Genomic DNA, 25,271 nt, shown 5'->3' with positions numbered 1-25,271 from the left:
AAACGAGGAGGAGCCATGGCAGATTGCATCACCAAAGGCCGGCGGGCAGGGCTGTGGGGACTGGCGCTGTCGCTCGTGCTGACGGCCCAGGCCGTGGGCGCTCAGGAAAAGTTCAAGGCGGTCACCACCTTTACCGTGATCGCCGACATGGCCCGCAACGTCGCCGGCGACGTGGCCGAGGTGGAGTCCATCACCAAGCCCGGCGCCGAAATTCACGAATACCAGCCCACCCCGGGCGACATTTTGCGGGCCCGCGGCGCCCAGTTGATTTTTGCCAATGGCCTCAATCTGGAGCTGTGGTTTGAAAAGTTCTATCAGAACCTGAACGACGTGCCCGAAGTGGTGGTGAGCCAGGGTATAGAACCCATGGGGATTGCCGAGGGCCCCTATGAAGGCAAGCCCAACCCCCATGCCTGGATGTCGCCGAAGAACGCCCTGATTTACGTGGATAACATTCTCGCCGCCTTTGTGCAGTACGACCCGGCCAACGCCGAGGCCTATCGGACCAATGCCGCCGCCTACAAGCACAAGATTGCCGCCGACACCGCGCCTATTCGTGATGTATTTGAGCAGATCCCGGAACAGCAGCGCTGGCTGGTGACCAGTGAAGGCGCCTTCTCCTACCTGGCTCGGGACTATGGCCTGAAAGAGCTGTATCTGTGGCCGATCAACGCCGATCAGCAGGGTACGCCCCAGCAGGTGCGCCATGTGATCGATACCGTGCGCCGGCATGCCATTCCGGTGGTGTTCAGCGAGAGCACCGTCTCCGACAAGCCCGCCCGCCAGGTGGCCCGGGAAACCGGTGCCCATTATGGCGGCGTGCTCTATGTGGACTCCCTGAGCGAGGCCGGCGGCCCGGTATCCACCTACCTGGACCTGTTGAAGGTCACCTCCGAAACCATTGCGAAAGGCATGCAGGACGGCATCAACAAGGAAAAGGCTGAATGACCCTGAGCACCGACATTGATGCCCTGGCCGCCTCAGCCGAGGGCGCCGGCATGGCGGCGATGGGTGTGACCGTCACCTATCGCAACGGCCATACCGCCCTGCACGACGCCAGCTTTCATATTCCCCTGGGCACCATTACCGCCCTGGTGGGGGTCAACGGCTCCGGCAAGTCGACCCTGTTCAAGGCCATCATGGGCTTTGTGCGCCCGGCCGCCGGCCATATTCGCCTGCTGGGCATGCCGGTGAGCAAGGCGCTGCGGCAGAATTTGGTGGCCTATGTGCCCCAGGCCGAGGAGGTGGACTGGAACTTTCCGGTGCTGGTGGAAGACGTGGTGATGATGGGCCGCTACGGCCACATGGGACTGCTGCGCCGGCCCAAGGCCGCGGATCATCGCGCGGTGGAGCGGGCGCTGGCGCGGGTCAACATGACCGGCTTTCGGCAGCGTCAGATCGGCGAGCTCTCCGGCGGCCAGAAAAAACGGGTGTTTCTGGCCCGGGCCCTGGCCCAGGACAGCCGAGTGATTCTGCTCGACGAGCCCTTTACCGGGGTGGACGTGACCACGGAAGAGCAGATTATCGCCCTGCTCAAGGAGCTGCGCGACGAGGGCCGGGTGATGCTGGTGTCCACCCACAACCTGGGCTCGGTGCCCGAGTTCTGCGATCGCACCATTTTAATCAAGGGCACGGTGCTGGCCCACGGCACCACGGAGGCGACCTTTAACCAGGCCAACCTGGAGCTGGCCTTTGGCGGCGTGCTGCGCCACTTTATGCTGACCGGCAACATGGTGCCCATTGGCGTGATCAGTGACGACGAGCGTCCGCTGATCATTGAAGGCGGCCGGGTACAGAGCCGCGACAGCCAGGCCAGGCGCGAAGAGGGTGGCGATGACGATCCTGCTTGAGCCCTTTGCCTATGGTTACATGATCAACGCCATCTGGGTGTCGGCCCTGGTGGGCGGAGTGTGCGCCTTTCTGTCCTGTTACCTGATGCTCAAGGGCTGGTCGCTGATTGGCGATGCTCTGTCCCATTCCATCGTGCCCGGGGTGGCCGGCGCCTATTTGCTGGGACTGCCGTTTTCCCTGGGCGCCTTTCTGGCCGGGGGCCTGGCCGCCGGCGCCATGATGCTGCTCAACCAGCGCAGCAAGCTCAAGGAAGACGTGATTATCGGCCTGATCTTCTCGGCTTTTTTCGCCCTGGGGCTGTTTATGGTGTCGCTGCAGCCCATGGCGGTGAACATTCGCACCATAGTGCTGGGCAACATTCTGGCCATCGACCCCGCCGACATTCTGCAACTGGTGATCATCGGTGTGGTGTCGCTGGCGGTGCTGCTGTGCAAATGGAAGGATCTGCTGGTGGTGTTCTTTGATGAAAACCACGCCCGTACCCTGGGGCTGAAGCCGGGGCTGCTGAAACTGGTGTTTTTTACCCTGCTGGCGGCCTGCACCGTGGCCGCCATGCAGACGGTGGGCGCCTTTCTGGTGATCTGCATGGTGGTCACCCCAGGGGCGACCGCCTATTTGCTGAGTGATCGCTTTCCGGTGTTGCTGATGATAGCCGTTGCACTGGGGGCCATCACCAGCGCCGTGGGCGCCTATATCAGCTACTTTCTCAACGGCGCCACCGGTGCCCTGATCGTGGTGCTGCAGACCCTGGTGTTTCTGCTGGCCTTTGTGTTTGCGCCCAAACACGGCTACCTGGCGGCCCGCCGGCGTGCCGCCGAGGCCAGGGGGGCAGCCTGATGGGGATGTTTGAGTGGTTGTTGCTGCCCTTTCAGCTCGACTTTATGGTGCGCGCCCTGGTGATGGCCATGGTGATGGCGGTGCCGGCGGCGTTGCTGTCCTGCTTTCTGGTGCTCAGGGGCTGGGCACTGATGGGCGATGCCATGAGCCATGCGGTGTTTCCCGGTGTGGTGCTGGCCTATATGGCGGGCATTCCGCTGGCGCTGGGGGCCTTTGGCGCCGGCATGGCCTGCGCGCTGAGCATTGGCTTTCTCGCCGCCAACAGCCGCATCAAGCAGGACACCGTGATGGGCATTGTGTTCTCCGGCATGTTTGGCCTGGGCCTGCTGATCTATGTGCAGATCAGCGCCGAGGTGCACCTGGATCATATTCTGTTTGGCGATCTGCTGGGGGTCGGCTTCGGGGATATTCTGGAGACCGGCGCCGTGGCCCTGCTGACCGTGCTGGTGCTGGCCACGAAGTGGAAGGACTTTTTGCTGCATGCCTTTGATCCGGTGCAGGCCCGGGCGGTGGGGCTTAAGGTGGGCTGGCTGCACTATGGCCTGCTGTGCCTGATCACCCTTACCATAGTGGCGGCGCTCACCTCGGTGGGGCTGCTGCTGGCCATTGCCCTGTTGATCGCCCCGGGTGCCACCGCCTTTCTGCTGACCCGGCGCTTTACTCACATGCTGCTGCTGGCGGTGCTGTTCGGTATCACCGGCGGTTTTTTCGGGGTGTATGCATCCTTCTATCTCGACAGCGCCCCGGCCCCCACCATAGTGCTGCTGATGACGGGGCAGTTCGCCATCGCCTTTGTGCTGGCGCACCGTCGTACTCAGCGGGCCGACAAGGTGGTGGCGCAGTAACCTTCTCGAAAGGCGGTTTACTCCACCTTTTCCCAGGTATGGTAAAGGCCAATGTGCTCGGGCAGGCGGGCGGAGTCCCGAATGGCTAGTAGGAGATCCATGTCGTGTGTGGGGGCCGCGTAGGCACAGTGGAAGACATCATGGGGGCGGTGATTTACCTGTCCTCCGATGCCAGTGCCCTGGTCACCGGCAGCAGCCTCAAGGTCGACGGCGGCTGGACGGCGCAATAATGAAAATGCGCTCGCTGCAACTTCTTCCAGCGAGCTCTGTTGCCATAAAGGATTATGAAGTTCGACTACGGTAAAGCACCCAGAGGCAGAGGGCTCCCAGAGCAGCCAGACTGCCACCAGGCTCCCAGCACTATCATCGACAAGCCGATAAGCATTGAAATACAGGAACCCCGAACATTGGTGACCGCCTGCCGGTGCCGAAGGGTCACCGCCGCGATGCCGCCAACAAATGGCAGCAGAAAGATGAGGAGGCCGTCCTGCCAGGCCATGATGATGCCGGCCCTCAGTGAGGGCATGAGCGCCAGGTAGAAACCGCATAATGCCCAGCCCGCCATGTTGACGGGGGTAATGTCCCAGATGACCGGCTTGATGTTCGCAGGCAACACCATCACCGGCAGGAAGCGGCAATGGTCATGGAGACAGACGAGCTGCTGGAACGACTGACGGACAAGTTGTTGGCGCCATTGTTCTACCGGGTCATTTACGATTCCAGAGGGGTCGGTGAAGGTCAGCTGGACGCCTGGATAAAGGACGCCATTCACCGCTGATCCCCAGCGATGACGAAACCTGTACTCGTGTTTATCGGGGTTGAACCGGGTCGCACTTTCGTGCCCGCAGCGGCCACTTTTTCATGAAGATTGTGTTGCACCCGGCTTGCTTCCCGGCCGGCTTTGGCATGGCTTTTCAAGCTCTCGGGAGTTTGTGCTTACTTACTTTCTACTCGAATGAACACCCATGGTTTAAGTGGTTACTAAAAGTATACTGGTTGAATATTGTTACCAACCTTCTAGACTAATTCTTCAGGCACCATAATCCCGAACTTAGTCGAAAGGCTCGCCATGTCTAACCAGCTGTCCACCCTGCTCGCACAATGGTATTCACAAAGGTCTCAGGCCGAATGGGTGCTGGGCACCGTCTACCAGACGGAAGGCTCAAGTTACCGCAAGGCCGGCGCCATGATGTTGTTCAGCAGCCTGGGGCAACAGCTGGGTATGCTGAGCGGTGGCTGCCTGGAAAGCGATATTCAGCTGCATGCCCGCAAGGTGATGCAGACCGGCAGTGCCATGACGTTGCGCTACGATGGCAATGATGAAGACGATCTGTCCTTTCAGCTTGGCATCGGTTGTGGCGGCGTGGTGTATGTGTTGCTGCAGCCCGTTACCGCCGCCAATGACTATCTGGGGCTGGAGCAGGTGCATCAGGCGCTGTCTGCACGACAAAGGGGGGTCTACTACCAACGCATTCCCGAGACCAATGGCAGGGTGGAAGGGCGTTTTCTGCTCAGCGAGGCCGTTTCCAGCAACTCCTTTCATATCAAGGGCCGGCTGATTCGTGACGGAGACGAGCAGTGGCTTGAGACCCCCATAGTGCCAGAGCCTCACCTGCTGATCGTGGGCGGAGGCCTAGATGCCAGATCCGTGTCTGCCATGGCCCATACACTGGGTTGGCGTGTCAGCATATGGGACCCCAGGCCGGCCAATGCGCGTGCCGAGTTTTTTATGTCGGCCCACGAAATCCTGCGTGTTCCCGCCGATACGCTCACACACTTCGTCAGTGCCCGGCGCGTGGATGCGGCGGTATTGATGGCCCATAACATCAGTCTGGATGGTGCGGCACTCAGGGCGTTGCATCAGACGCCGTTGCGTTACCTGGCCATGCTGGGGCCCAGGCATCGACGGGACCAGGTGCTGGAATGGGCGGGGCTGTCCATCGACGATATCAACATCCCCCTAGCAGGACCGGTCGGTCTGGACATTGGTGGAGAGCTGCCCGAGAGCATCGCCCTGGCCATGCTGGCCGAGTGCCACGCGGTACTGGCCGGTGGCAGCGCGCGATCACTGAGTGGAGTGCTGTAGTCATGTCGCGAATCGCCACCCTGATCATGGCCGCCGGTGGCTCCACGCGCTTTGGCGGCTGCAAACTGCTGGCCCCCGTCAATGGAATGCCGCTGCTGAGAAGAAGCATCAACACCGCCCAGCAAGTGACGCCGGGACACGTATTTACGGTGACCGGCGCCTGGCATGAGGCGATCGAAAAGGCACGCATTGAAGAGTCCTGGGAGCCTTCGTCCTTTATTTATCATCATGGTTGGGCTCAGGGGCTGGGCAGTTCCATCGCGGCCGGGGTGCGCTACCTGGTTTCCATCCAGGCAGGCTATGACGCCATTCTGGTCATGCTGGCCGATCAAATTGACCTGACCCCCGCCAACCTTGCGGCGCTCACCTCACAAGCTGCTCCCCGGGCCATGCTGTGCGCGGCCTATGGCGAATCCTGCCGCGGCGTACCGGCACTGTTTGGCAGTGCGCATTTTGACACCCTGATGCGCCTGAACGGCGATAGTGGCGCACGGCAACTGCTCAGATCCGCGCCCTCTGCGGTGGTGGCGGTGCTCATGCCGAGCGCGGCCGTGGATATCGATACACCAGACGCGCTGGCTGCCTGGCATCAAGCCGCCATACAGAGCCATTCCCATGATTCATGCCTGACGGAGTCAGGGAACGGCTTGGATTCAACCACTCCATTATCAGCAAGCTTCCATCACTGCTCCCACAAAGAGAGTTACCATCATGATTGAGTTCACATTAAATGGCCGGCAGGTCAGAACCGAGGCCGAGGCTGATACGCCGCTGCTTTGGGTTATTCGGGACGAATTTGACCTCAAAGGCACTAAATATGGTTGCGGCGTTGCCATGTGCGGCGCCTGTACCGTTCATATTGACGGCAATGCCTACCGTTCCTGCTCTTATATGGTTGGCCAGGTGGCCGGCAAGTCGGTGACTACCATAGAAGCACTGGACAACCATCCGCTGCAGCAAGCCTGGATAGAAGAGCAGGTGCCCCAGTGTGGTTACTGCCAGTCCGGCCAGATCATGCAAGCCGCCACCTTGCTCGAAGCCAACCCGAATCCTTCCGAGCAGGACATTGTGAACCACATGAGCACCAACTACTGCCGCTGCATGGCGTATGTACGGATCAAGAAGGCCATTCAGCGGGCCGCTACCGAGTCTCAGGCCGGCGTGAATATCTTTGACCCCAGCGCGCCCAATCAGGAGGCCTAAACCATGAATAGCCTGAAAGCGAAGAAGGACACCATAGATCTGTCACGCCGCAGCTTTTTGATCGGCACCGTGCATGCCTCCGTGATGATGGCGTTTGCCCCGGCCATCTTTTCTTCTGCCCTGAGCGCGCAGGAAGCGCTGTCTGACAAAATGTTTTCTCCTACCATCTGGTTTGAGATGGATGCCCAGGGCAATGTGATGATTAACATCGCCAAGGCAGAGATGGGGCAGCATATCGGCACGGCGCTGGCGCGGATCCTGGCGGATGAGCTGGCCTGTGACTGGGACAAGGTAACCATCAGGCATGTGGATACCGATCCCAAATGGGGCTATATGGTGACCGGTGGCTCCTGGTCCATCTTCCATTCCTACAAGCCGCTGTCTCAGGCCGGTGCCGCCGGCCGGCTGGCACTGATTGACGCCGGCGCAAAACTGCTGGGTGTGAGTGCAGAGCAGTGTGACGCCCGGGATGGCAAGGTCTTTCATGGTGACCAGTCCGTCAGTTATGGCGATATCGTCACCAGGGGTGAGCTCAACAGAGTATTTACCGCCGAGGAAATTGCCGAACTGCCCATCAAGCCTTCCAACAAGCGCCATTTGATAGGCAAGCCTTCCAGGGCGCTGGATATTCCGTCCAAGACCGATGGTTCCGCCGTGTATGGCATCGATGTGGAAGTGGAAGGCATGGTGTATGCGCGCCCGATTCTTCCTCCCACCCGCTATGGCAGTACGGTTGAAAGGGTGGACGACAGCGCAGCGCGTGACATCAAGGGATACCTTGGCTATGAGGTGCTGAAAGACCCCAGTAAGACCTGTGAGGGCTGGGTGACCGTGATTGCGGATAACTTTCCCTCGGCCATCAAGGCCGCCAATGCCATCAAGGTGGACTATAAGGCGGGCGAAACCGCCACTGTCAGCGAAGCCGACCTGCAGAAAGAAGGGGAGCGGCTGGTGCGGGATCGCACTCAGGGGCTGCTGTTTGTTGATGAGGGTGATGTCACCAGGGCGCAGGCCGACTCCGGCAAAACCATAGAGGCCCTCTATACCACCGCCACCGCCAGCCACTTTCAGCTGGAGCCGTTAAATGCCCTGAGTGAATTCAGGGACGGCAAGTGGCATGTGCATACGGGGAACCAGTGGCAATCACTGACACTGCCGACCATTGCCAAGGCCGCCGGCGTTTCCGAAGACGACGTCATCATGCATCAGTACTACCTGGGAGGGGGCTTTGGACGTCGTTTGTACGGAGACTGGATCGTGCCCTCGCTGCTGACCGCCAAGGCCATCGACAAGCCGGTCAAGCTTATCTTCACGCGAGAAGACGACACCCTGTTTGATCAAAGCCGTTCGGCATCTACCTCACTGTTTCATGCTTCTTTTGATGATAACGGTAATTTCACCGGCCTGGAGCACGCCTTCGCCGCCGGCTGGCCCACCCTGACCATGGCGCCCGGATTTATGGCCGACAGCGTGGACAAGAAAGGCAAGATCGACATGTTCTCCGCCTCGGGCGCCGATCACTGGTACAGCATGGCCAACCACCGTGCGCGCGCGATCAACAATGAACTGGCGCAAAAAACCTTTACCCCCGGCTGGTTGCGCGCCGTGGGCCAAGGCTGGATCGTTTGGGGCCTGGAGTCGTTTATCGATGAAATCGCCGTGGAACTCGGCAAGGATCCGGCCGAGTTCCGTCTGGCGTTGCTGGATGGCGCCGGCAAGCAGGCGGGCAAGGCGCCGGAAAGTGTCGGTGGGGCAAAGCGCCTGCACAACACCCTGGCACAGCTGAAGGCCAAGGTGGCAGATATCAAGCTGGAGGCGGATGAAGGCATCGGCTTTTCGGTCAGCGCGGGCCAGGAACGTACCATGCCGGCCTGGATTGCCACGGCGGCGCATGTTCATGTGAACCGCCAATCCGGAAAGATTACCGTCAAGAAACTCTGGGCCGTTGTCGACGCCGGCATTGTGATCCACCCCGATGGCGCCCTGGCGCAGATTGAGGGCTCATTGCTTTGGGGTACCAGCCTTGCCCTGTTTGAGCACAATGCCTACCAGGATGGCCGGGTCAGCAAGACCAACCTGCATAGCTATCTGCCGTTGCGAATGAACGACCTGCCGGAGATGGACATTGAATTCATCGAGAGCGATGAATTTCCGGTCGGCCTGGGTGAGCCCGGTGTCATTGGCGTGGCACCGGCGATTGGCAACGCGGTTTATCAGGCGGTGGGCATTCGGTTGCGCGAACTGCCCATGCTGGCCAACCACGTACTGAATACCCTGGCGGTTGGATAAATCTGGCGGATCAAACCAGGCGAAAGTGTTCCACGTATCGCGCGTGGAACACTTCCTTTGGCCTGAATCGGTTACCACGGTCTTGTGCCAATGACCGGTAACACGTGATGAAAGGGAATGGTGACAACAATGAAGGCTCTTACATCGGTATCACTGAATTCTCTGTTTCTGGCAGTGGTGGCGCTGGCACCGCAGCATGCCAGGGCAGACGCCTATTCGGATTACATGGCCTCGCCATCGGCGGCAGGGGCATTCCAGTATCTCTACCAGGTGGCCACCCACCCACGTTGTGCCAATTGTCATGGTGTGGTGGAAGATGGCATACACCGGCCGACGGTGGGCGATCAACGTATTCCGCACCCGATGAATATTACCTCGCTCAACAACATTCGGCTGATCGCACAGGATGGCAAATTTGTCATGGCAGACAATCTGCAGCCGGTTAACTGCCGAAGCTGTCACCGGGACGAAAACGGAACAGAAGCGGGCATGCCTCCCGGCGCCGCGAATGATTTAATGCCCGGGTTTGTCTGGCATATGCCGCCCGTCACCATGGTGATCGAGCAAGACATCACGCCGGCGGAACTCTGCAACAACTGGCTCGACCCGGCCAAAAACAGCTTCCTGGCGATGCGTGGCGGTCGATCCGATATGGCGACCTTTAAAAAGGAGTTTGAGCACCATGTTCAGGACGATCCCCTGGTGCGGTGGTCGTGGGACCCCGGGCTGAATCGCATCCCGGCGCCCGGCTCCCACCAGGATTTTGCCCAGGCCATGACACTATGGATTGATGGCGGTGCGCCCTGTCCCGCTGGCTGATGCATATGAAACCTCGCAGGGGAGCATTGAATGCCGCGTAATATTCTGATCCTGTTTGCTCATCCTTCGCTTCATCGATCAGAGGCCAATGCTCCCCTGCTGGCAACGGCACGACAGGTTGACGGTGTCTCTGTTATCGATCTTTACGCGGAGTACCCCAACTTCGCCATCGATATCGACAAGGAACAGCAGCGCCTGCGTCAGCATGAGATCGTTATCTTTATGCATCCCCTCTACTGGTATTCCACGCCGGCCATTCTCAAGGAATGGCAGGATCTGGTGCTGGAATATGGGTTTGCCTATGGCGCCGGCGGCACCGCACTGAAAGACAAAATCTTTCTCAGTGTCACCACCGCCGGAGCGAACGCCGATGCCTATTGCGCCGAGGGGTTCAACCACTTCAGCCTGAGGGAGTTAATGCGCCCTCTGGAGCAGACCGCTCGCATTTGCGGCATGCATTACTTGCCCCCCTTCGTACTCTATGGTGCACGCACTGCCGGCGACGAAAATAGGATTCAACCGCATCTGGAACGCTGGCAACGGCTGCTTATCGCACTGAGGGATAACACCCTGGATCTGAACCAGGCGCAGTCGGCCGCCTCTCTCAACGACGTGCTCTCGCTGTCCGCGGAGGATATGTGATGACGGTTTACTTCATTCAGGCCTTTATCTATCTGTGTGCGGCGGTGATCACCGTGCCCCTTGCCAAGCGCCTGGGCATGGGCTCGGTGCTGGGTTATCTGATCGCCGGGGTGATCATCGGCCCGGTGATTGGGCTAGTGGGTGAAGAAACCGAGACCTTGCAGCATTTTGCCGAGTTTGGGGTGGTCATGATGCTGTTTCTGGTTGGCCTGGAGCTGGAGCCGAAGGTGCTGTGGTCTATGCGCAACCGGCTGCTGGGGCTTGGCGGATTGCAGGTTGGGCTGACGTCGGTCGCCGTGGCCGCGGGGCTGCTCGTCCTGGGCCTGGATTGGCGCCTGGCCACGGCCATCGGCGTTATTCTGTCACTGTCTTCCACCGCCATTGTGCTGCAGACCCTGAACGAAAAGGGGCTGGCCAGAACCGAGGGCGGGCGGGGGGCGTTTTCCGTGTTGCTGTTTCAGGATATAGCGGTCATTCCCATTCTGGCGTTGCTGCCCTTGCTGGAATTGCCGGCGTTAATGGCCACGGGCGCGGCCGTGGCGGAACAGGCGGCCGAGCACGCCCATGGCAGTGCGCTTGAGCATCTGCCCAACTGGTTGTATGCGCTGGCGGTACTGGGAGCCATTGCCGGCGTTATTCTGGGAGGGTACTTTCTCAGCCGCCCGCTGTTCCGGTATGTGGTGCAGTCGGGCCAGCGCGAAGTATTTACGGCAACGGCCCTGATGCTGGTCATTGGTATCGCGGCACTGATGAGCCTGGTGGGGCTGTCTCCGGCATTGGGAACCTTTCTTGCCGGTGTGGTGCTTGCCAACAGCGAGTTTCGCCATGAGCTGGAGTCCAATATCGAGCCCTTTAAGGGGCTGCTGCTCGGATTGTTCTTTATTACGGTTGGCGCCAGCATCGACTTCACCGTGTTGGCAGCAGAATGGATGCTGGTGATTGCGGCCGTGATAGGACTGATGACAATAAAGGCGGCCATTATCTATGTGGTGGCTCTTCCCTTTGGCCTCGCCAAGAGCGACCGCTGGCTGTTGGCCCTGAGCCTGGCTCAGGCAGGCGAGTTTGGCTTTGTATTGCTCAGTTTCAGCCTGCAGAATCATGTTATTCCTGCCGAAGTGGCCCAACTGGTGGCGCTGGTGGTGGCCATCTCCATGTTCCTTTCTCCTGCACTCTTTATCGCGTATGAGAAGGTGCTGCTGCCCCGTTTCACCGTTGCCAGCAATACGCGGGAAGCCGACCGAATCGACGAGCAGGGAAATGTGCTTATTGCCGGTGTTGGACGGTTTGGCCAGATTGTGAATCGGTTGCTGGTGGCCAATGGCATCAAGACCACGGTGCTGGATCATGAGGCCGGACAAGTCGAAAACCTGCGCAAAATTGGTGTGAAAAGCTATTTCGGTGATGCGACCCAGCCGGAGCTGCTACATGCCGCCGGCATAGAGCAATGTGCACTCTTCGTTGTGGCCATTGATGACAAGGTGCGCGCGGTAGAGCTGGTCAGGCATGTGAAGCGTGATCATCCCGGGCTGACGGTACTTGCCCGCGCCCATGACCGTGGTCATCTTTATGAGTTGCAGGAAGCGGGGGCGGATCATGTAGTCAAGGAGACCTATCATTCGGCACTGGCCCTGGGGGGCGAAGCGTTAACGCGTCTGGGCCTGCATCCGTTCCGGGTTGAGCAAAAGAAGTTCATCTTCCACAGCATGGAGGATGGTATTCAGGGCACCATGTATCAGGACTGGAAAGCCACCGCAGGGGAAGGGCGGCATTTGACCAACTACCGGCAATTGTTCCTGGAACTGGAAGTGTCGCTGAGGCAGGCAATGGAGCGCGATCGGGCGGATAATCATGCACATGATGAGCGCGGCTGGGCACCGCCGCCCAAAGGCTATGATCAAGTGCTTAAAGAGGCGGACAAGACAGCCTCTGAACAGTGATACGACGTCATGCATGCCGGACAGGGAGGCCATCGCCATGCACTATTGGCTCAGTCTTTTTGGCCCAACCGACCAGCCAGTTGGTGTTGTCCTGGCGCCGAAAGTTGCCGAAAGCGCTCGCCCAGGGTCAGTTCCAGCCGGCGCAGGGTGCGCTCCAGTTGCACGCGTTCGGCGTGATTTTCGGTCGTGGCCAGCAGATCCTGCAGGCGCAGATATTCCTTGCGAGCTTCCAGTTCCGGCGGCAGGTAGCCGGCGTTTTTCAGTAGCCGGTAACCGGCGCGCAGGTGCTCGGGCACCAGGCTGTCGTCTTCCAGCTGCTGGGGCCGACCGGCACCGGGCAAATCGTCAAACTGGCCTTCCTTGCGCGCCTGGTTGATGGCCTGCTCGGCCAGCTGGTCAATTAACCACATGATTCCTCCGTACTCATGCCCGCCCCATACCAATACTACCTTCGCCGGCAAGAGGGTTAGCGGGAAGGCGACACGGCCACCAGGCGCCGGCTCTGCAGCAGGGTGTAGGCGCCGCTGCCCACAATCAGTACGCTGCCGAGCACCGTCATCACATCCGGCTGCTCGTGAAATACCAGCATGCCCAGCACCAGGGCAAACAGCAGGCGGGTATAACGAAATGGGGTGACCACGGAGATCTCTCCGGTGCGCATGGCAATGGTCAGGGCGTTGTAGGCCGCCACACCGAACAGGACGGCGGCCAGCACCTGGGCCGCCGTGGCAGGAGCCATCTTCCAGCCGTCGAGCGCCAAGGCCTGTCCGTTGACAAGCTGAAGTAAAATGCCCGAGGGGATCAGCACCAGAAAACCGCATACACCCAGCTGAAAGTTGGACAAGGCGGGTGGTGCGGCCCGGGTGGCCAGATCCCGGCCCGCAAACCCCAGGGTACTGATGACGGCAAACAGAGAGGCAGGGTTAAAACCCTCCAGTCCCGGCCGAATGATCATCAGGACACCGGCAAACCCGACGGCAATGGCCAGCCAGCGCTGCATGCCAACCCGTTCGCCAAAAATGACCGCCGCGCCCAGAATTACCACCAGGGGAGACGCCTGCAGTATGGCCGACGCGCTGGAAAGCGGGGTCAGGGCGATGGCAAGGGCAAAGCACACACGCCCGGTCATTTCACAGACGGAGCGGATCAGGATGGCGCGGGACCACATGGCTCGGGTCAGAACCGAGCTTCCGCTTCGCCATGTCAGCATCATAAAGATCAGGGTGCCGCCCAGGCCTAACAGGGTGAGCACCACCCCAATGGCCGCCTCGGTAGCCGCCGCCTTGATGAACATGTCCTCGACCGCAAAGGCCGCCATCGCCATCACCATAAACAGGCTGCCGCGCATGTTCTCCATTTGTGCCGCTCCTCCTTGAGTGGAAATACGCTTCGGGGGGATGCCGAGCGTGCCCTTCAGCCATCGGCCGGCCAGCGAATTGACGGTTTCACTTGCCGATACAAAAGCTTGAGAAAATCCTGCCCAGCAGATCATCGGAGGTGAATTCGCCGGTGATCTGGCTGAGTTGTTCCTGGGCCAGGCGCAGTTCTTCCGCCACCAGTTCGCCGGCCATGTACACCTCCAGCTGCTCTTTCGCCATGATCAGGTGCTGATCGGCATGGTGCAGGGCGTCCAGGTGGCGCTGGCGGGCGCTGAAGCCGCCTTCGCCGCCGCCCTGAAAGCCCATGCAGGCCTTGAGATGCTCTTTGAGTGCTTCCACCCCTTCGCCGGTGCGGGCGGAGATGGGGTATACCGGGTGTTCGCCGTCGCTGCTCACGGTCAGTGCCTCGCCGGTCAGGTCGGCCTTGTTGCGCACCACGGTCAGGCCAATATGGGCCGGCAGCCGGTCGATAAAGTCGGGCCAGATGTCTTTCGGGTGCAGCGCCGCCGTGGTGGTGCCGTCCACCATAAACAGAATGCGGTCGGCCTGCTCGATTTCGGCCCAGGCCCGCTCGATGCCGATGCGCTCCACCGCATCGCTGGCCTCGCGCAGGCCGGCGGTGTCGATAATATGCAGGGGCATGCCGTCGAGGTGAATGTATTCCCGCAACACGTCCCGGGTGGTGCCGGCAATGTCGGTCACAATGGCCGATTCCTTGCCGGCCAGGGCGTTGAGCAGGCTGGACTTGCCGGCGTTGGGCCGGCCGGCGATCACCACCTTCATGCCCTCGCGCATAATGGCGCCCTGACGGGCTTCCCGCTGCACCTCGGTCAGCCGGTCCATGATTCCGTACAGCTCGCCGGCGATTTTGCCATCGGAGAGAAAGTCCACTTCCTCGTCGGGAAAGTCGATGGCCGCTTCCACATAGATGCGCAGGTGAGTAAGCGCTTCCACCAGGCCGTGCACTCGAGTGGAAAACTCCCCCTGCAGCGACTGCAGCGCCGAGCGGGCGGCCTGCTCGCTGGACGCCTCAATCAGATCGGCAATGGCCTCGGCCTGGGCCAGATCCAGTTTGTCGTTGAGAAAGGCGCGCTCGCTGAACTCGCCGGCCCGGGCCGGGCGCAGGCCGGGCAGGGTGAGAATGCGGCGCACCAGCATGTCCAGCACCACGGGGCCGCCGTGGCCCTGCAGCTCCAGCACGTCTTCGCCGGTAAAGCTGTTGGGGCCCTTGAACAGCAGGGCGATGCCCTGATCCAGCACAGTGCCCTGTTCGTCCCTGAACGGCAGGTAGTCGGCATAGCGCACTCTGGGCACTCGGCCCAGCACGGCCTGAGCCACGGCCTCGGCTTGGGGGCCGGAAACGCGAATAATGCCGACGCCGCCGCGTCCGGGGGCGGTGGCCTGAGCGACTATGGTGTCGTTGGACATGGGTTCTGTTACTCCGGAATAAGCTGTTCGGTTCAGTATGGCGGTGATGTCCGCCAATAAAAAAGGCGGCCCTCAGGCCGCCCAGTGTATTGCGTTATCGTCACTCAGGCCAGCCGCCTCAGGACGTGGCCTTGCTGTGCAGGCCCTTCTTTTCCAGCTGGCGGAAGATATACCACTGCTGGGAGATGGTGACCACGTTGCTCACCAGCCAGTACAGGGTCAGGCCGGCGGGGAACCACAGGAAGAAGAAGGTAAAGATGATGGGCATAAACTGCATCACCTTCTGCTGCATCGGGTCGGTGATGGTGGTCGGGCTCATCTTCTGAATCACATACATGCTGGCACCCATCAGAATGGGCAGCACGAAGTAGGGATCGCGCACCGACAGATCGTCAATCCACAGCATGAAGGGGGCGTGACGCAGCTCAACAGACTCCATCAGAACCCAGTACAGGGAGATGAAGATGGGCATCTGAATGAGGATGGGCAGACAGCCGCCGAGCGGGTTGACCTTTTCCTTCTTGTACAGCTCCATCATGCCCTGAGACATCTTCTGGCGGTCGTCGCCATAGCGCTCGCGCAGGGCCATCAGCTTGGGCTGCAGCATGCGCATCTTGGCCATGGAGGTGTACTGGGCCTTGGTCAGCGGATACATGATGCCACGCACCACAAAGGTGGTGAGCACGATGGCCAGACCCCAGTTGACCACAAAGCCCTGCAGGATCTGCAGCAGCTTGAACAGCGGCTGGGCGATGAACCACAGCCAGCCGTAGTCCACGGTCAGATCCAGGTTGGGGGCCACTTCGGCCATCTCATCCTGCAGCTTGGGACCCAGCCACAGCTTGGCAGACAGGCTCTGCTCGGCGCCTGCTGCCACCGTGGTGACCGGGGCCTTGAAGCCGATAATGCCCTGGCCCTGGTTGTTCAGGAAGCGGGTATACAGCTGGTTTTCGCCGTTTTCCGGAGCCACCCAGGCAGACACGAAGTAGTGCTGCAGCATGCCGATCCAGCCGCCTTCGGTGGTCTGGTTCAGGTTGGCTTCACGCACGTCCTGGAAGTCGTATTTGCTGTAGCGGGTTTCGCTGGTGGAGTAGGCCGGGCCGCGGTAGGCAGACGCCATCAGCATGCTGCCGCCATCGTCACCGGGCTTGCTCTCGCTCTGCTTGAGCTGGGCGTAGAGCTGAGCCTGTACCGGCTTGTCGCTTTGGTTGCGAATGTCGTAGTTAACACCCACTACGTAGCGACCGCGCTCCAGGGTAAAGGTTTTGGTGAAGGTAACGCCGGCCTCGTTGGTGAAGGTCAGCGGCACGCTCAGGCGGTCTTCGCCCTCGGCCAGACGGAATTCACCCTGCTCGGCCTGGTAGACCGGGCGGCCGTCGGCGCTGGCATCGGGACCGTCGCGACCGATAAGGCCACTTTGTGCCACGTTGACGAAGTTGGCGCCATTGCTCAGCAGCACGAACTTGTCGTCGGAGTTGAGCTCGTCGTCATGTTCCAGCAGCTCGGCGCGCACAATGTCGCCGCCCTGAGTGTCGATGGTCAGTTCCAGGGTGTCGGAGATCAGGGTCACCAGCTGGCGGCTGGCGGTCACGGGGGCGTCGGTAGGCACTTCGCCACCGGCCTGGTCCGACTCGGGAATAAAGCTGTCATCGCCCGTGCTGGTTTGGGTGCTTTGCTGCGCCGTCTCTGGCTGGGGCGCCTTATCCGTCTGCCACTGTTGCCAGATGAGAAAGCTCACCAGCAGCAGCGCAATAACAAGTATGTTGCGTTGGGATTCCATAGTGTCAGTTTCTTCGCTTTGTCGGGACCGGATCGTGGCCGCTTGGACCTAAAGGGTGGCATTTTAATAGACGTTTGATAGTTAACCAACCGCCTTTTGCAAAACCGTGGAGTTGAATGGCTTCAATGGCGTATTGAGAGCAGGTGGGGGTAAAGCGGCACCTGGGACCGAGCAGGGGGCTGATAACCAGCTGATAAAGCCGTACCAGGCCTATGCCGAGTCTTTGCAACGGCGAGAGAGGGTGCGCCATAGCCTTTCCATCAACTCGAACAGTTCGTCGTTGGGCACGTCTCCGATACCTTTCTTGGCGATCACCACAATGTCGACCGAGGGCAGCTTGTGCTGCTTCAGGCGAAATGATTCACGCGCCACCCGCTTTACCCGGTTACGCCACACGGCGCGCTTGAGTGCTTTTTTGGGCACGGCAAGACCGAGTCGGGGATGTTCCAGACCGTTGGGTTTGGCCAGCAGGGTAAGGTGGGGGGAGGCGGCTCTGACGGGGTTGTCGAAGACGTTTTTGAATTGAGCGGGAGTTAACAGACGTAACTCCCGTGAAAAGGCGTGCCGGGCCATTAGGCGCTCAGACGGGCACGACCTTTGGCGCGACGGGCAGCCAGTACTTTACGACCGTTTTTGGTGGCCATACGAGCACGGAAACCGTGGCTGCGCTTACGCTTCAGATTTGAAGGTTGAAAAGTGCGTTTCATTGTTATTACCGCTTCAGTTAACTGTACAGTTTGACCGCCGTGGCGAAAGGCGCGCTGCACCAACCAAGACGACCCATAAAAGAGGCCGAATTCTAAACAGTTAAGTGCGCGTCGTCAATCGACATGGCATTGAATACCGAGCCGGCGCCTTTGCATGCATGGCTGGCCGGATCGATCCCGGATCCGTGAGGATCGCGGGGCATGAATTATACCCACACCGGCGCCGTTGGCAACAGGTGTCTGCCAAGCCCGGCGATCGTCTCAGCCGGCGGGCAGCACCTTGCGCAGAAAGGCGCGAGTGCGCGGATCCTGCGGGTTGGTCAGCAGCTCGGCCGGTGGGCCCTGCTCCACGATGCGGCCGCCATCCATAAAGATGACCCGGTCGGCCACGTCCCGGGCAAAGCCGATTTCATGGGTGACCACCACCATGGTCTGGTGCGCCAGCGCCAGCTTTTTCATCAGCCCCAGCACCTCGTCCACCCATTCCGGATCCAGCGCCGAGGTGGGTTCGTCAAACAGCATGACCTTGGCGTGGCTGGCCATGGCCCGGCCAATGCCCACCCTTTGCTGCTGACCGCCGGACAGGGAGGAGGGATAGGCGCCGGCCTTGTCTTCCAGGCCGATGTCGCCAAGTATGCGCAGGGCCTCCGCCTGGGCCTCGGCCTTGGGCTTTTTCCATACGGTGATAAGCCCCTCGGCGATGTTGTCCCGGGCGGTCTTGTTGGCGAACAGGGCATAGTTCTGAAACACAAAGGAGGTGCGCTTGCGCAGCTCAATGGCCTGTTTGCCGTTGTGCCTGGCCAGATCGATGGCAAAGCCGTCTATCTCCAGGCTGCCCGCTTCCGGGGTTTCCAGCAGGTTGAGGCAGCGTAGCAGGGTGGACTTGCCGGTGCCCGAAGGCCCCAGGATCACCACGATTTCACCCTTATTGATGTCCAGGCTGATGTCGTTCAGTACCGTCTGGCCGTGATAGACCTTGGTCAGGTTGCGTAACTTGATCATGTTGCCTCGGTCAGTAAGCCGCGTTCAGGCGGCGCTCCAGCCGGCCCTGAAGGTGGGTAAAGAACACCACCACCGCCCAGTAGATCAGTGCCACCGCAATAAAGGACTCAAAGAACTTGAAGCTGCTTGAGGCTTCCTTCTGGGCCGTGGCCATGATCTCGGCCACCCCAAGGGTAAAGGCCAGCGAGGTGCTCTTGATCATGTCGATGAAGTAGTTCATCAGCGAAGGCGTGGCGATGCGCGCCGCCTGGGGCAGAATAATGCGCTGCATGGCCTGGCCCCGGGTCATGCCGATGCTCATGGCCGCTTCCATCTGACTTTTGTGAATGCCCAGAATGGCGGCGCGAATCGACTCGGCCATGTAGGCGGCAAAGTGCAGGGTCAGGCCGATGACGGCGGCGGTAAAGGCGTTCATGCCGATGAAAATGGGCATGATCTGGGGCAGGCCGTAATACAGCAGGAACAGCTGCACCAGCAGCGGTGTACCGCGGAAAAACGAGATAAACAGCCGTGCCAGGGCGTTCAGCCCCGGCAGTTCAAAGGTTCTGATCACCGCCAGGGTGCCGGCGATGATCAGGGCGAGCACAAAGCCCAGCAGCGCCATTTCCATGGTCGTGCCCAAATATTTGAACAGGATTGGAAACAGCGCCAGGGTGTAGTCGATATCGAACTGCATGAGGTTACTTGCTGGTAATGTCGGCGTTCAGCCACTTCTCGGAAATGGCCTGAAGGGTGCCGTCGGCACGCATGTCGGCCAGCGCCTTGTTCACCTCGGCCAGCAGTGCCTGCTGTTCGGGGTTTTTCACAAAGGGAAAGGCGTTTTCAATGGTTTCAAAGGGCTTGCCGGCCAGTTGCAGCGGCAGGCCTGCCTCGTTGATCAGCTGGGCGGAACCCACCCGGTCCATCACAAAGGCGTCAATCCGGCCCAGGGCCACGTCCTGTTCCAGGTTGGTTTCGTAGGTGATGATGTCGATCTCGTTATTGGTGTCGTGCTTGCGCATCAGCTGCTCAAAGTTGGAGCCCAGGTTGACGGCCACTTTCTTGCCCTTGAGATCCTCCAGGCCCTGAATGCTGTCGTTGCCCTGACGAACCACTATCTGCGCGCCGTCATACACATAGGGTTCGGCGAAGTCGTATTTTTCCAGCCGCTCTGGAGTAATGGAGATCTGGTTGGAAATGGTGTCGATGCGGCCGGTGTCGAGCATGCCGAACAGGCCGGAGAAGTTGGTGGTTACAAACTCCACATCCCGCTCGATGCGCTTGCCAATCTCGTTCCATACATCCACTTCAAAGCCCTGCAGCTCGTCTTGCTTGACGAAGGTAAAGGGAAAATAGCGGCCAGACATGCCCACCTTGACCGGATCGGCGGCCATGGCGGGGGCGATAAGGGTAGCGGACAGGGCCAGGGCGGTGCCCAGACGACGAATGGATGCGAACATGGTAACTCTCCTTATTATGAACCCGGACGAAAACGGCCACGTCCGGCATCATTACAGCATAAATGACGGTGGCCTTTTTATACCAGCCGGGGCCATGACACCAGTATCTTACAAGTTATCAACCTGAAAAGGGGAGGCGGTGGCGCCACTCGGCCGAAAAATCCTCAACAAAAGATTCATGAGAATCCTTTTTCCATGAGTGTGACGATGTGGCGAACCGGAGAAGCAAGGGCTCACTCCGGCAGCAGCCAGCGTATAAACTGGCGCGCGGCCACCGAAGCGTGGCGATGGCTGGGCTCCAGCAGGCACAGGTAACCCCGGCTGGGCATGCTCTCGGGCAGGGCCTGCACCAAAGCGCCCTCGCTCAGATAAGGCTCCAGTAACCGCTCCCACCCAAGCGTAATGCCCTGACCGGCCAGGGCCGCCTGCATCAGCAGCAGATAGCTGTTGGCCTTGAAGGTATGGGCCGGCGCCTGCCAGGGCTGCTCAATGCCGGCAAACCAGTCCCGCCAGGTGAGCCAGTCGTGGTAGTGATCTTCCAGCTCCAGCAGGGTGTGTTGTTTCAGCATCTGGGCCGGGTCGGTAATGGGGCCGTTTTGTTGCAGATAAGCCTTGCTGCACAGGGCGATCACCCGCTCCGGGCCAAATACCGGCCGAATGCGTACGCCTTCCGGTTCCCGCTCGCCGGGCAGCAGATAATACAGCGCCAGATCGAACTCGCTGGGATCGAGCCGGCGCGGGTCTTCTGCGGTCAGAATGCGAATGTCCAGTTGCGGACAGGCCCGCTTTAGCTCGGGCAGCCGGCGGGTCAGCCACATGGAAGCAACGGTGGGGCTGGATGCCAGGGTCAGCTGCAGGCTGCCCTGGCGCCGGGTGAGCTCGGCGGTGCCGCTGGCCAGTTCCCGCAGCAGCCCCTGCACCAGTTCAAAATAACGCTCGCCCGCCGGGGTCAGCGTCACACTCAGGGCATCCCGAGTAAACAGCGGCCGGCCCAGACACTCCTCCAGCCGTTTGATCTGCCGGCTGACGGCGCTCTGAGTCAGGTTGAGTTCGGTGGCGGCCTGCGTAAAGCTGCGGCGGCGTGCCGCCGCCTCAAAGGCCTGCAGGCAGTTGAGGGGCGGCAGTGGCGAGATTTTCTGGGACATGGCGGTGCGGGCAAGGCTGTCGGTAACAGTCATTACTCTACCCCTGCCCGTCCGTCATGACTACTGAGCTCGGCGCGGAATGCGATATTCCCAGCTTTTATCGTTAAAGGGCTGGTCATTGAGCCAGGCCTGCTGATGGGCGGTCAGGTAGTAGTGGTGTTCGTCTCCGGTCATGCTCAGCCGGCTTTCCACTCGCACCTGCCAATCGTCCCGGCCGGCCCGGTACAGCCAGTGAATGTCGGCCTGAGTGGCGTCGGGATCATAAGGCCGAGTGCGGTACTCCTCGGTGGCCTTTTGCTCTACCCAAAAGCCGTGGTCAAGGAAGCGGTAGGTGCCCATGTCGTCGTCCACCCGCAGGCACACCTCGCCGGACGCTACGTCCTCGGTAATGGTGCGTTTGGGGGCGGGTTCGCGCAGGTAGTCCATGTTGACCGGTTGGGCCGACTCGGGCGGCTGAAACGGGTTGTCGATGGCCTTGCCCTCAAAGACCGGCAGCAGCAGTTGCTGGGCGCCGGGAGCCAGGGTCAGGGTGGTCAGCTTGCGGCTGGGCCACAGCAGCGGAAAGTGGGCGGTGGAAATGGCCAGCCGCAGCCGGTGACCGGCGGGCACCTTGTAACCCATGTTGTCGAGCACCACCTCAAAAGCCATGTTTTCGCCCGGCACCGGCGGCGTGACTTCGGCGCGGTCATGGCGCAGGCTCAGATTGAGGGTGCCGTAGCTTACCAGGGTGGCGCGGCCGTCGGGGGCGACGTCGCAGAGGCGTACCGTGACCTGTCCGCAGTCCTGATCCACGGCGCCGGTCAGGCGCACCCTGGGGTTGCCCAGCAGCGGCAGCGGCTCGGCGAGCGGTGCGCTGTCAAAGCACAGCGATTGGGCGTCGTCCCGGCGCTGGTCGGTGGGAAAGTCCGGGCCAAACCAGATGGCACAATATTCGCCGCCGTGTACGCCCGTGGTCAGCGGCGAGCAAATGGAGGTGGGCTCCGTCAGCGAGTACTCACCCTCGCGCAGGCCGCCGTCGGCCAGGCTGAAGGTTCTGTCGCGAACCTGGGAGGCGGGCCAGCCCTCGGTCTGCACCCAGTCACCGGCGCGATGGGCGGCCATGGCCACCGGCGGCTGTGCCTCCTGCAGGTAAAAGGTGCACTCGGGCTCGTCCATGATGCCGGTGTCGATGTCCTTGAGCCAGTGATCCCACCAGCGCAGTGCCTCCTGCAAAAAGCCGATGGCCGGATCGGGAATGGCGAAGTGGGGATACTTGTGGATCCAGGGACCTATCAGCGCCTTTTTCGGGCAGGTCAGCTGTTCCATCATGCGCACCGGAGTGTTGCGGTAGGCATCGCCCCAGCCGCCGATGCAGTATACCGCGGCCTCGATGTCGGCATAGTTTTCACAGACGGAGCCGTGCTGCCAGTAGGCGTCCCGGGTGCCGTGCTCGATCCAGGGATGGGCCATCAGCGGCATGTTCTCCAGCCGGTATTTCCAGCGTTCCAGCCAGTCGTCACCCACCAGCCGCGGGTCGGGCACGGCGGCGGAAAAACTCAGCATGGTGGCGGCCCAGCCCAGGTTTTCCAGCAGCAGGTTGCCACCCTTGAAGTGCACGTCGTCGGCATAGCGGTCGTCGGTGGAACAGAGGGTGATAATGGCCTTCAGCGGCGCGGGCCGGCGCGCCGCCAGCTGCAGGCTGTTAAAGCCGCCCCAGGAGATACCCATCATGCCCAGCTTGCCGCTGCACCAGGGCTGGCGGCTGATCCAGTCGATCACCTCCAGGGCGTCGTCCTGCTCCTGTTGAAGGTATTCATCCAGCATCAGGCCGTCGGACTCGCCGTTGCCGCGAATGTCCACCCGCACGCAGGCATAGCCGTGACCCGCCAGGTAGGGATGGGTGAGGGCGTCGCGCACCGCGGTGCCGTCGAGCTTGCGGTAGGGCAGGTACTCGAGAATGGCGGGCACCGGGTTCTGCTCCGCGTCTTCCGGCAGCCAGATGCGGGCCGCCAGCTGAGTGCCGTCCTTCAGCGGAATCAGGGTGTGTTCGATCTCGCGTACGCGATGGGGAAATTCATGCCTGATGTGCATTTGCCGGAACTCCTTCAGGGGGGGATGAATGTGTGGTGTTGCGTCCGCCGGCGGCGCCGGGGTGTGCGGCGTGAGTAACCAGCGCCGGGTTGGACAGCCAGTGCCACAACGAGCCGCTGGCCAGCAGAATGATGAACAAGGCGGGCAGGCCGCCCAGGTTGGACAGCATCTTGACGCCGTCGATGCCCACAAAGGACACCATCACCCAGGACACGGTGCCGATCACCGAGCCCCATAGCACCTTGATACCGATATTGCTGTCCTGCTGACTGTCGGCGGTCAGGCCGCGAGTGCACAGGCCGCCAATGGCGTCGGTGTTGGAATCGGCGGCGGTAACGTAGGACACAAAGGCGATAAACAGCAGCAGCACTATCATCAGCTGGCTGCCCGGCAGCTGCTCAAAAATGTGGTAGAGCACGTGCTCCACGCCGTCGTTATTGAGCACTGCGTTGAGGCCGGCGGCCTGGTGCAGATCGAGATAAATGGCGGTGCCGGAGAAAATGCAGATCCAGACGATGGCGAACAGCGCCGGATACACCAGGTTGATGCGAATAAACTCGCGCACCGTGTAGCCCCGGGCGATTTTGCCGAGGAACAGGGCGGTGACCGGCGCCCAGGCGAACCACACCGCCCAGTAGAAGATGCTCCACCACTGGGGCCAGGGGTCGCCGGCGGCGGCGCCGGTAAACAGGCTGCGGGAGAAGAAGGTGTCCAGATACAGGCCCAGGGACTCGGTGCCCAGGGCGACCATAAAGGCGCTGGGGCCAAAGCAGAACATGAACACCCCGAGCAGCAGCAGCAGCCAGGCGTTGAGCGCCGACATGCGGGCGATGCCCTTTTTCAGGCCGCTGGCGGCGGAGAACACAAAGGTGGCCACGATCAGCGCAATCACCACGCCCAGTCGAAACGGGCTGGTGTCGCCGCCCAGATACTGACCGGCGCCGCCGGCCAGGGTGAGGGCGCCGGTACCCAGGGACGAAGCCATGCCGGCCACCAGGGCGTAGAGGGCGATGGCGTCGATCAGGCTGCCAAGGCGGCGGGTCAGCCGCGGCCCCAGCACCGGCTCCAGCATGCTGCCGATGGAAAAGCGCTTGCGCTGGTTATAGAAGGCCAGGGCGAACACCAGGGAAGGAATGGTGTAGATGGCGTAGGGGGTAAAGGACCAGTGCAGGAACATGGTGGCCATGGCAAAGCGCGCCGCCTCGGGTGAGCCGGCTTCCAGCCCGGCGCTTTCGGGCGGACCGAACAGGTGATACAGGGGCTCGGCCGTGGTCCAGAACAGCACGCCCACCGCCAGGGTGGTGCACAGGGTAATGGAGAACCAGCGCCAGCGGCTCAGCAGCGGCTCGGCCTGGTCGCCACCGATACGAACCCGGCCCAGGGGCGAGCAATACACCAGCACCGCCAGCACCAGCAGGTAGAGGCTGCCCAGGCTGAACAGCCAGGAGAAGTTATCGAGAATGGCGCCGTTGAGTGTCTTGGTGGTGGCGAGAAAGCCATCGAGGTTGAGATAGCTGGCGAGCAGGGCACCCAGCAGCAGCAAAAAGGTCGGCCAGAACACCAAAGGCCGTATATTGGTCAATAGCATAAAGAATCACTCCATGATCGGATACTGCATATCCTGTTGATTCTGTTCGAAATAGAGCCATATGGGCTGGAATTTAATCCACTATTTCAACATTCCACAGCCAGTGTGCAGAGTCGCCCTTTATGGCTCAAATGACATATGAACACGGGGTCATGATCCCATGGCATGGGGAGGGAGAGTGATGCTGGCCCGATAAGGAGCAGGCCGGGGCAACAAAAATGCCG

At 60.8% G+C, this 25,271-nt stretch carries 26 protein-coding genes; 13 read left to right on the top strand and 13 right to left on the bottom strand.

Annotated features, from left to right (window positions below):
* Positions 1-15 precede the first annotated feature (15 nt).
* The 13 genes from B6S08_RS16765 to B6S08_RS16705 all read left to right on the top strand — a co-directional run bounded on the left by B6S08_RS16765 (position 16) and on the right by B6S08_RS16705 (position 12,509).
* Entirely contained in the window at positions 16-948 is a 933-nt protein-coding gene (locus B6S08_RS16765; protein WP_094201961.1) for a metal ABC transporter substrate-binding protein, read from the top strand.
* Entirely contained in the window at positions 945-1,850 is a 906-nt protein-coding gene (locus B6S08_RS16760; protein WP_094201960.1) for a manganese/iron ABC transporter ATP-binding protein, read from the top strand. The genes B6S08_RS16765 and B6S08_RS16760 overlap by 4 nt, the downstream gene beginning before the upstream one ends.
* A complete protein-coding gene (locus B6S08_RS16755; RefSeq protein ID WP_094201959.1) occupies positions 1,834-2,688 on the top strand; it encodes a metal ABC transporter permease in 855 nt (284 codons plus the stop codon). Before B6S08_RS16760 ends, B6S08_RS16755 begins: the two co-directional genes overlap by 17 nt.
* A complete protein-coding gene (locus B6S08_RS16750) occupies positions 2,688-3,533 on the top strand; it encodes a metal ABC transporter permease (protein WP_094201958.1) in 846 nt (281 codons plus the stop codon). The genes B6S08_RS16755 and B6S08_RS16750 overlap by 1 nt, the downstream gene beginning before the upstream one ends.
* Before the next feature lie 104 nt (positions 3,534-3,637).
* Positions 3,638-3,763 carry an SDR family oxidoreductase gene (locus B6S08_RS16745; protein WP_281254946.1) on the top strand — a complete coding sequence of 42 codons (126 nt, stop codon included), beginning with the start codon at positions 3,638-3,640 and terminating at the stop codon, positions 3,761-3,763.
* 407 nt (positions 3,764-4,170) lie between these two features.
* Positions 4,171-4,311 carry a hypothetical protein gene (locus tag B6S08_RS18435; RefSeq protein ID WP_169716427.1) on the top strand — a complete coding sequence of 47 codons (141 nt, stop codon included), beginning with the start codon at positions 4,171-4,173 and terminating at the stop codon, positions 4,309-4,311.
* 291 nt (positions 4,312-4,602) lie between these two features.
* On the top strand, positions 4,603-5,619 hold the full coding sequence (locus B6S08_RS16735) for an XdhC family protein (protein ID WP_094201956.1): 1,017 nt from the start codon (positions 4,603-4,605) through the stop codon (positions 5,617-5,619).
* Positions 5,620-5,621: 2 nt separating this feature from the next.
* Entirely contained in the window at positions 5,622-6,338 is a 717-nt protein-coding gene (locus B6S08_RS16730; RefSeq protein WP_094201955.1) for a nucleotidyltransferase family protein, read from the top strand.
* Entirely contained in the window at positions 6,331-6,822 is a 492-nt protein-coding gene (locus B6S08_RS16725; protein ID WP_094201954.1) for a (2Fe-2S)-binding protein, read from the top strand. The genes B6S08_RS16730 and B6S08_RS16725 overlap by 8 nt, the downstream gene beginning before the upstream one ends.
* 3 nt (positions 6,823-6,825) lie before the next feature.
* Positions 6,826-9,111 carry a xanthine dehydrogenase family protein molybdopterin-binding subunit gene (locus B6S08_RS16720; protein ID WP_094201953.1) on the top strand — a complete coding sequence of 762 codons (2,286 nt, stop codon included), beginning with the start codon at positions 6,826-6,828 and terminating at the stop codon, positions 9,109-9,111.
* Positions 9,112-9,228: 117 nt separating this feature from the next.
* On the top strand, positions 9,229-9,930 hold the full coding sequence (locus tag B6S08_RS16715) for a hypothetical protein (RefSeq protein ID WP_094201952.1): 702 nt from the start codon (positions 9,229-9,231) through the stop codon (positions 9,928-9,930).
* A 30-nt stretch (positions 9,931-9,960) separates the two neighbouring features.
* Complete coding sequence (locus B6S08_RS16710) at positions 9,961-10,572, top strand: NAD(P)H-dependent oxidoreductase (RefSeq protein WP_094201951.1); 612 nt, start codon at positions 9,961-9,963, stop codon at positions 10,570-10,572.
* Entirely contained in the window at positions 10,572-12,509 is a 1,938-nt protein-coding gene (locus B6S08_RS16705) for a monovalent cation:proton antiporter-2 (CPA2) family protein (protein ID WP_094201950.1), read from the top strand. The genes B6S08_RS16710 and B6S08_RS16705 overlap by 1 nt, the downstream gene beginning before the upstream one ends.
* Before the next feature lie 50 nt (positions 12,510-12,559).
* Here B6S08_RS16705 and B6S08_RS16700 read toward each other — a convergent pair whose 3' ends face one another.
* The 13 genes from B6S08_RS16700 to B6S08_RS16640 form a co-directional block, all read right to left on the bottom strand.
* Positions 12,560-12,919 carry a DnaJ family domain-containing protein gene (locus tag B6S08_RS16700; RefSeq protein ID WP_094201949.1) on the bottom strand — a complete coding sequence of 120 codons (360 nt, stop codon included), beginning with the start codon at positions 12,917-12,919 and terminating at the stop codon, positions 12,560-12,562.
* A gap of 56 nt (positions 12,920-12,975) precedes the next feature.
* The gene (locus B6S08_RS16695; RefSeq protein ID WP_094201948.1) at positions 12,976-13,866 is read right to left on the bottom strand and encodes a DMT family transporter; all 891 of its coding nucleotides are present in this window, start codon (positions 13,864-13,866) and stop codon (positions 12,976-12,978) included.
* 88 nt (positions 13,867-13,954) lie between these two features.
* The gene (gene mnmE / locus B6S08_RS16690) at positions 13,955-15,316 is read right to left on the bottom strand and encodes a tRNA uridine-5-carboxymethylaminomethyl(34) synthesis GTPase MnmE (protein WP_094201947.1); all 1,362 of its coding nucleotides are present in this window, start codon (positions 15,314-15,316) and stop codon (positions 13,955-13,957) included.
* Between the two features lie 118 nt (positions 15,317-15,434).
* Positions 15,435-17,096 carry a membrane protein insertase YidC gene (gene yidC / locus B6S08_RS16685; protein ID WP_094201946.1) on the bottom strand — a complete coding sequence of 554 codons (1,662 nt, stop codon included), beginning with the start codon at positions 17,094-17,096 and terminating at the stop codon, positions 15,435-15,437.
* A 4-nt stretch (positions 17,097-17,100) separates the two neighbouring features.
* On the bottom strand, positions 17,101-17,346 hold the full coding sequence (gene yidD / locus B6S08_RS16680; RefSeq protein WP_094201945.1) for a membrane protein insertion efficiency factor YidD: 246 nt from the start codon (positions 17,344-17,346) through the stop codon (positions 17,101-17,103).
* Positions 17,307-17,669, bottom strand: a complete 363-nt coding sequence (rnpA, locus tag B6S08_RS16675; RefSeq protein ID WP_094201944.1) for a ribonuclease P protein component — start codon at positions 17,667-17,669, stop codon at positions 17,307-17,309. Before rnpA ends, yidD begins: the two co-directional genes overlap by 40 nt.
* Complete coding sequence (gene rpmH / locus B6S08_RS16670; protein ID WP_014290886.1) at positions 17,669-17,803, bottom strand: 50S ribosomal protein L34; 135 nt, start codon at positions 17,801-17,803, stop codon at positions 17,669-17,671. Before rpmH ends, rnpA begins: the two co-directional genes overlap by 1 nt.
* 261 nt (positions 17,804-18,064) lie before the next feature.
* The gene (locus tag B6S08_RS16665; RefSeq protein ID WP_094201943.1) at positions 18,065-18,805 is read right to left on the bottom strand and encodes an amino acid ABC transporter ATP-binding protein; all 741 of its coding nucleotides are present in this window, start codon (positions 18,803-18,805) and stop codon (positions 18,065-18,067) included.
* A 10-nt stretch (positions 18,806-18,815) separates the two neighbouring features.
* Entirely contained in the window at positions 18,816-19,481 is a 666-nt protein-coding gene (locus B6S08_RS16660; protein ID WP_094201942.1) for an amino acid ABC transporter permease, read from the bottom strand.
* Positions 19,482-19,485: 4 nt separating this feature from the next.
* Entirely contained in the window at positions 19,486-20,244 is a 759-nt protein-coding gene (locus B6S08_RS16655) for an amino acid ABC transporter substrate-binding protein (RefSeq protein ID WP_094201941.1), read from the bottom strand.
* Between the two features lie 233 nt (positions 20,245-20,477).
* Complete coding sequence (locus B6S08_RS16650; RefSeq protein ID WP_094201940.1) at positions 20,478-21,422, bottom strand: LysR substrate-binding domain-containing protein; 945 nt, start codon at positions 21,420-21,422, stop codon at positions 20,478-20,480.
* Between the two features lie 27 nt (positions 21,423-21,449).
* The gene (locus B6S08_RS16645; protein ID WP_094201939.1) at positions 21,450-23,459 is read right to left on the bottom strand and encodes a CocE/NonD family hydrolase; all 2,010 of its coding nucleotides are present in this window, start codon (positions 23,457-23,459) and stop codon (positions 21,450-21,452) included.
* Positions 23,443-25,047 (bottom strand): BCCT family transporter, encoded by a 1,605-nt coding sequence (locus B6S08_RS16640; protein WP_094201938.1) that lies wholly within the window; start codon positions 25,045-25,047, stop codon positions 23,443-23,445. The genes B6S08_RS16645 and B6S08_RS16640 overlap by 17 nt, the downstream gene beginning before the upstream one ends.
* Between the last annotated feature and the right edge of the window lie 224 nt (positions 25,048-25,271).

Source organism: Oceanimonas doudoroffii (assembly GCF_002242685.1).
In the GTDB taxonomy this organism is placed as follows: Bacteria; Pseudomonadota; Gammaproteobacteria; order Enterobacterales; family Aeromonadaceae; genus Oceanimonas; species Oceanimonas doudoroffii.
This window is presented reverse-complemented; position numbering and strand designations above follow the sequence as displayed.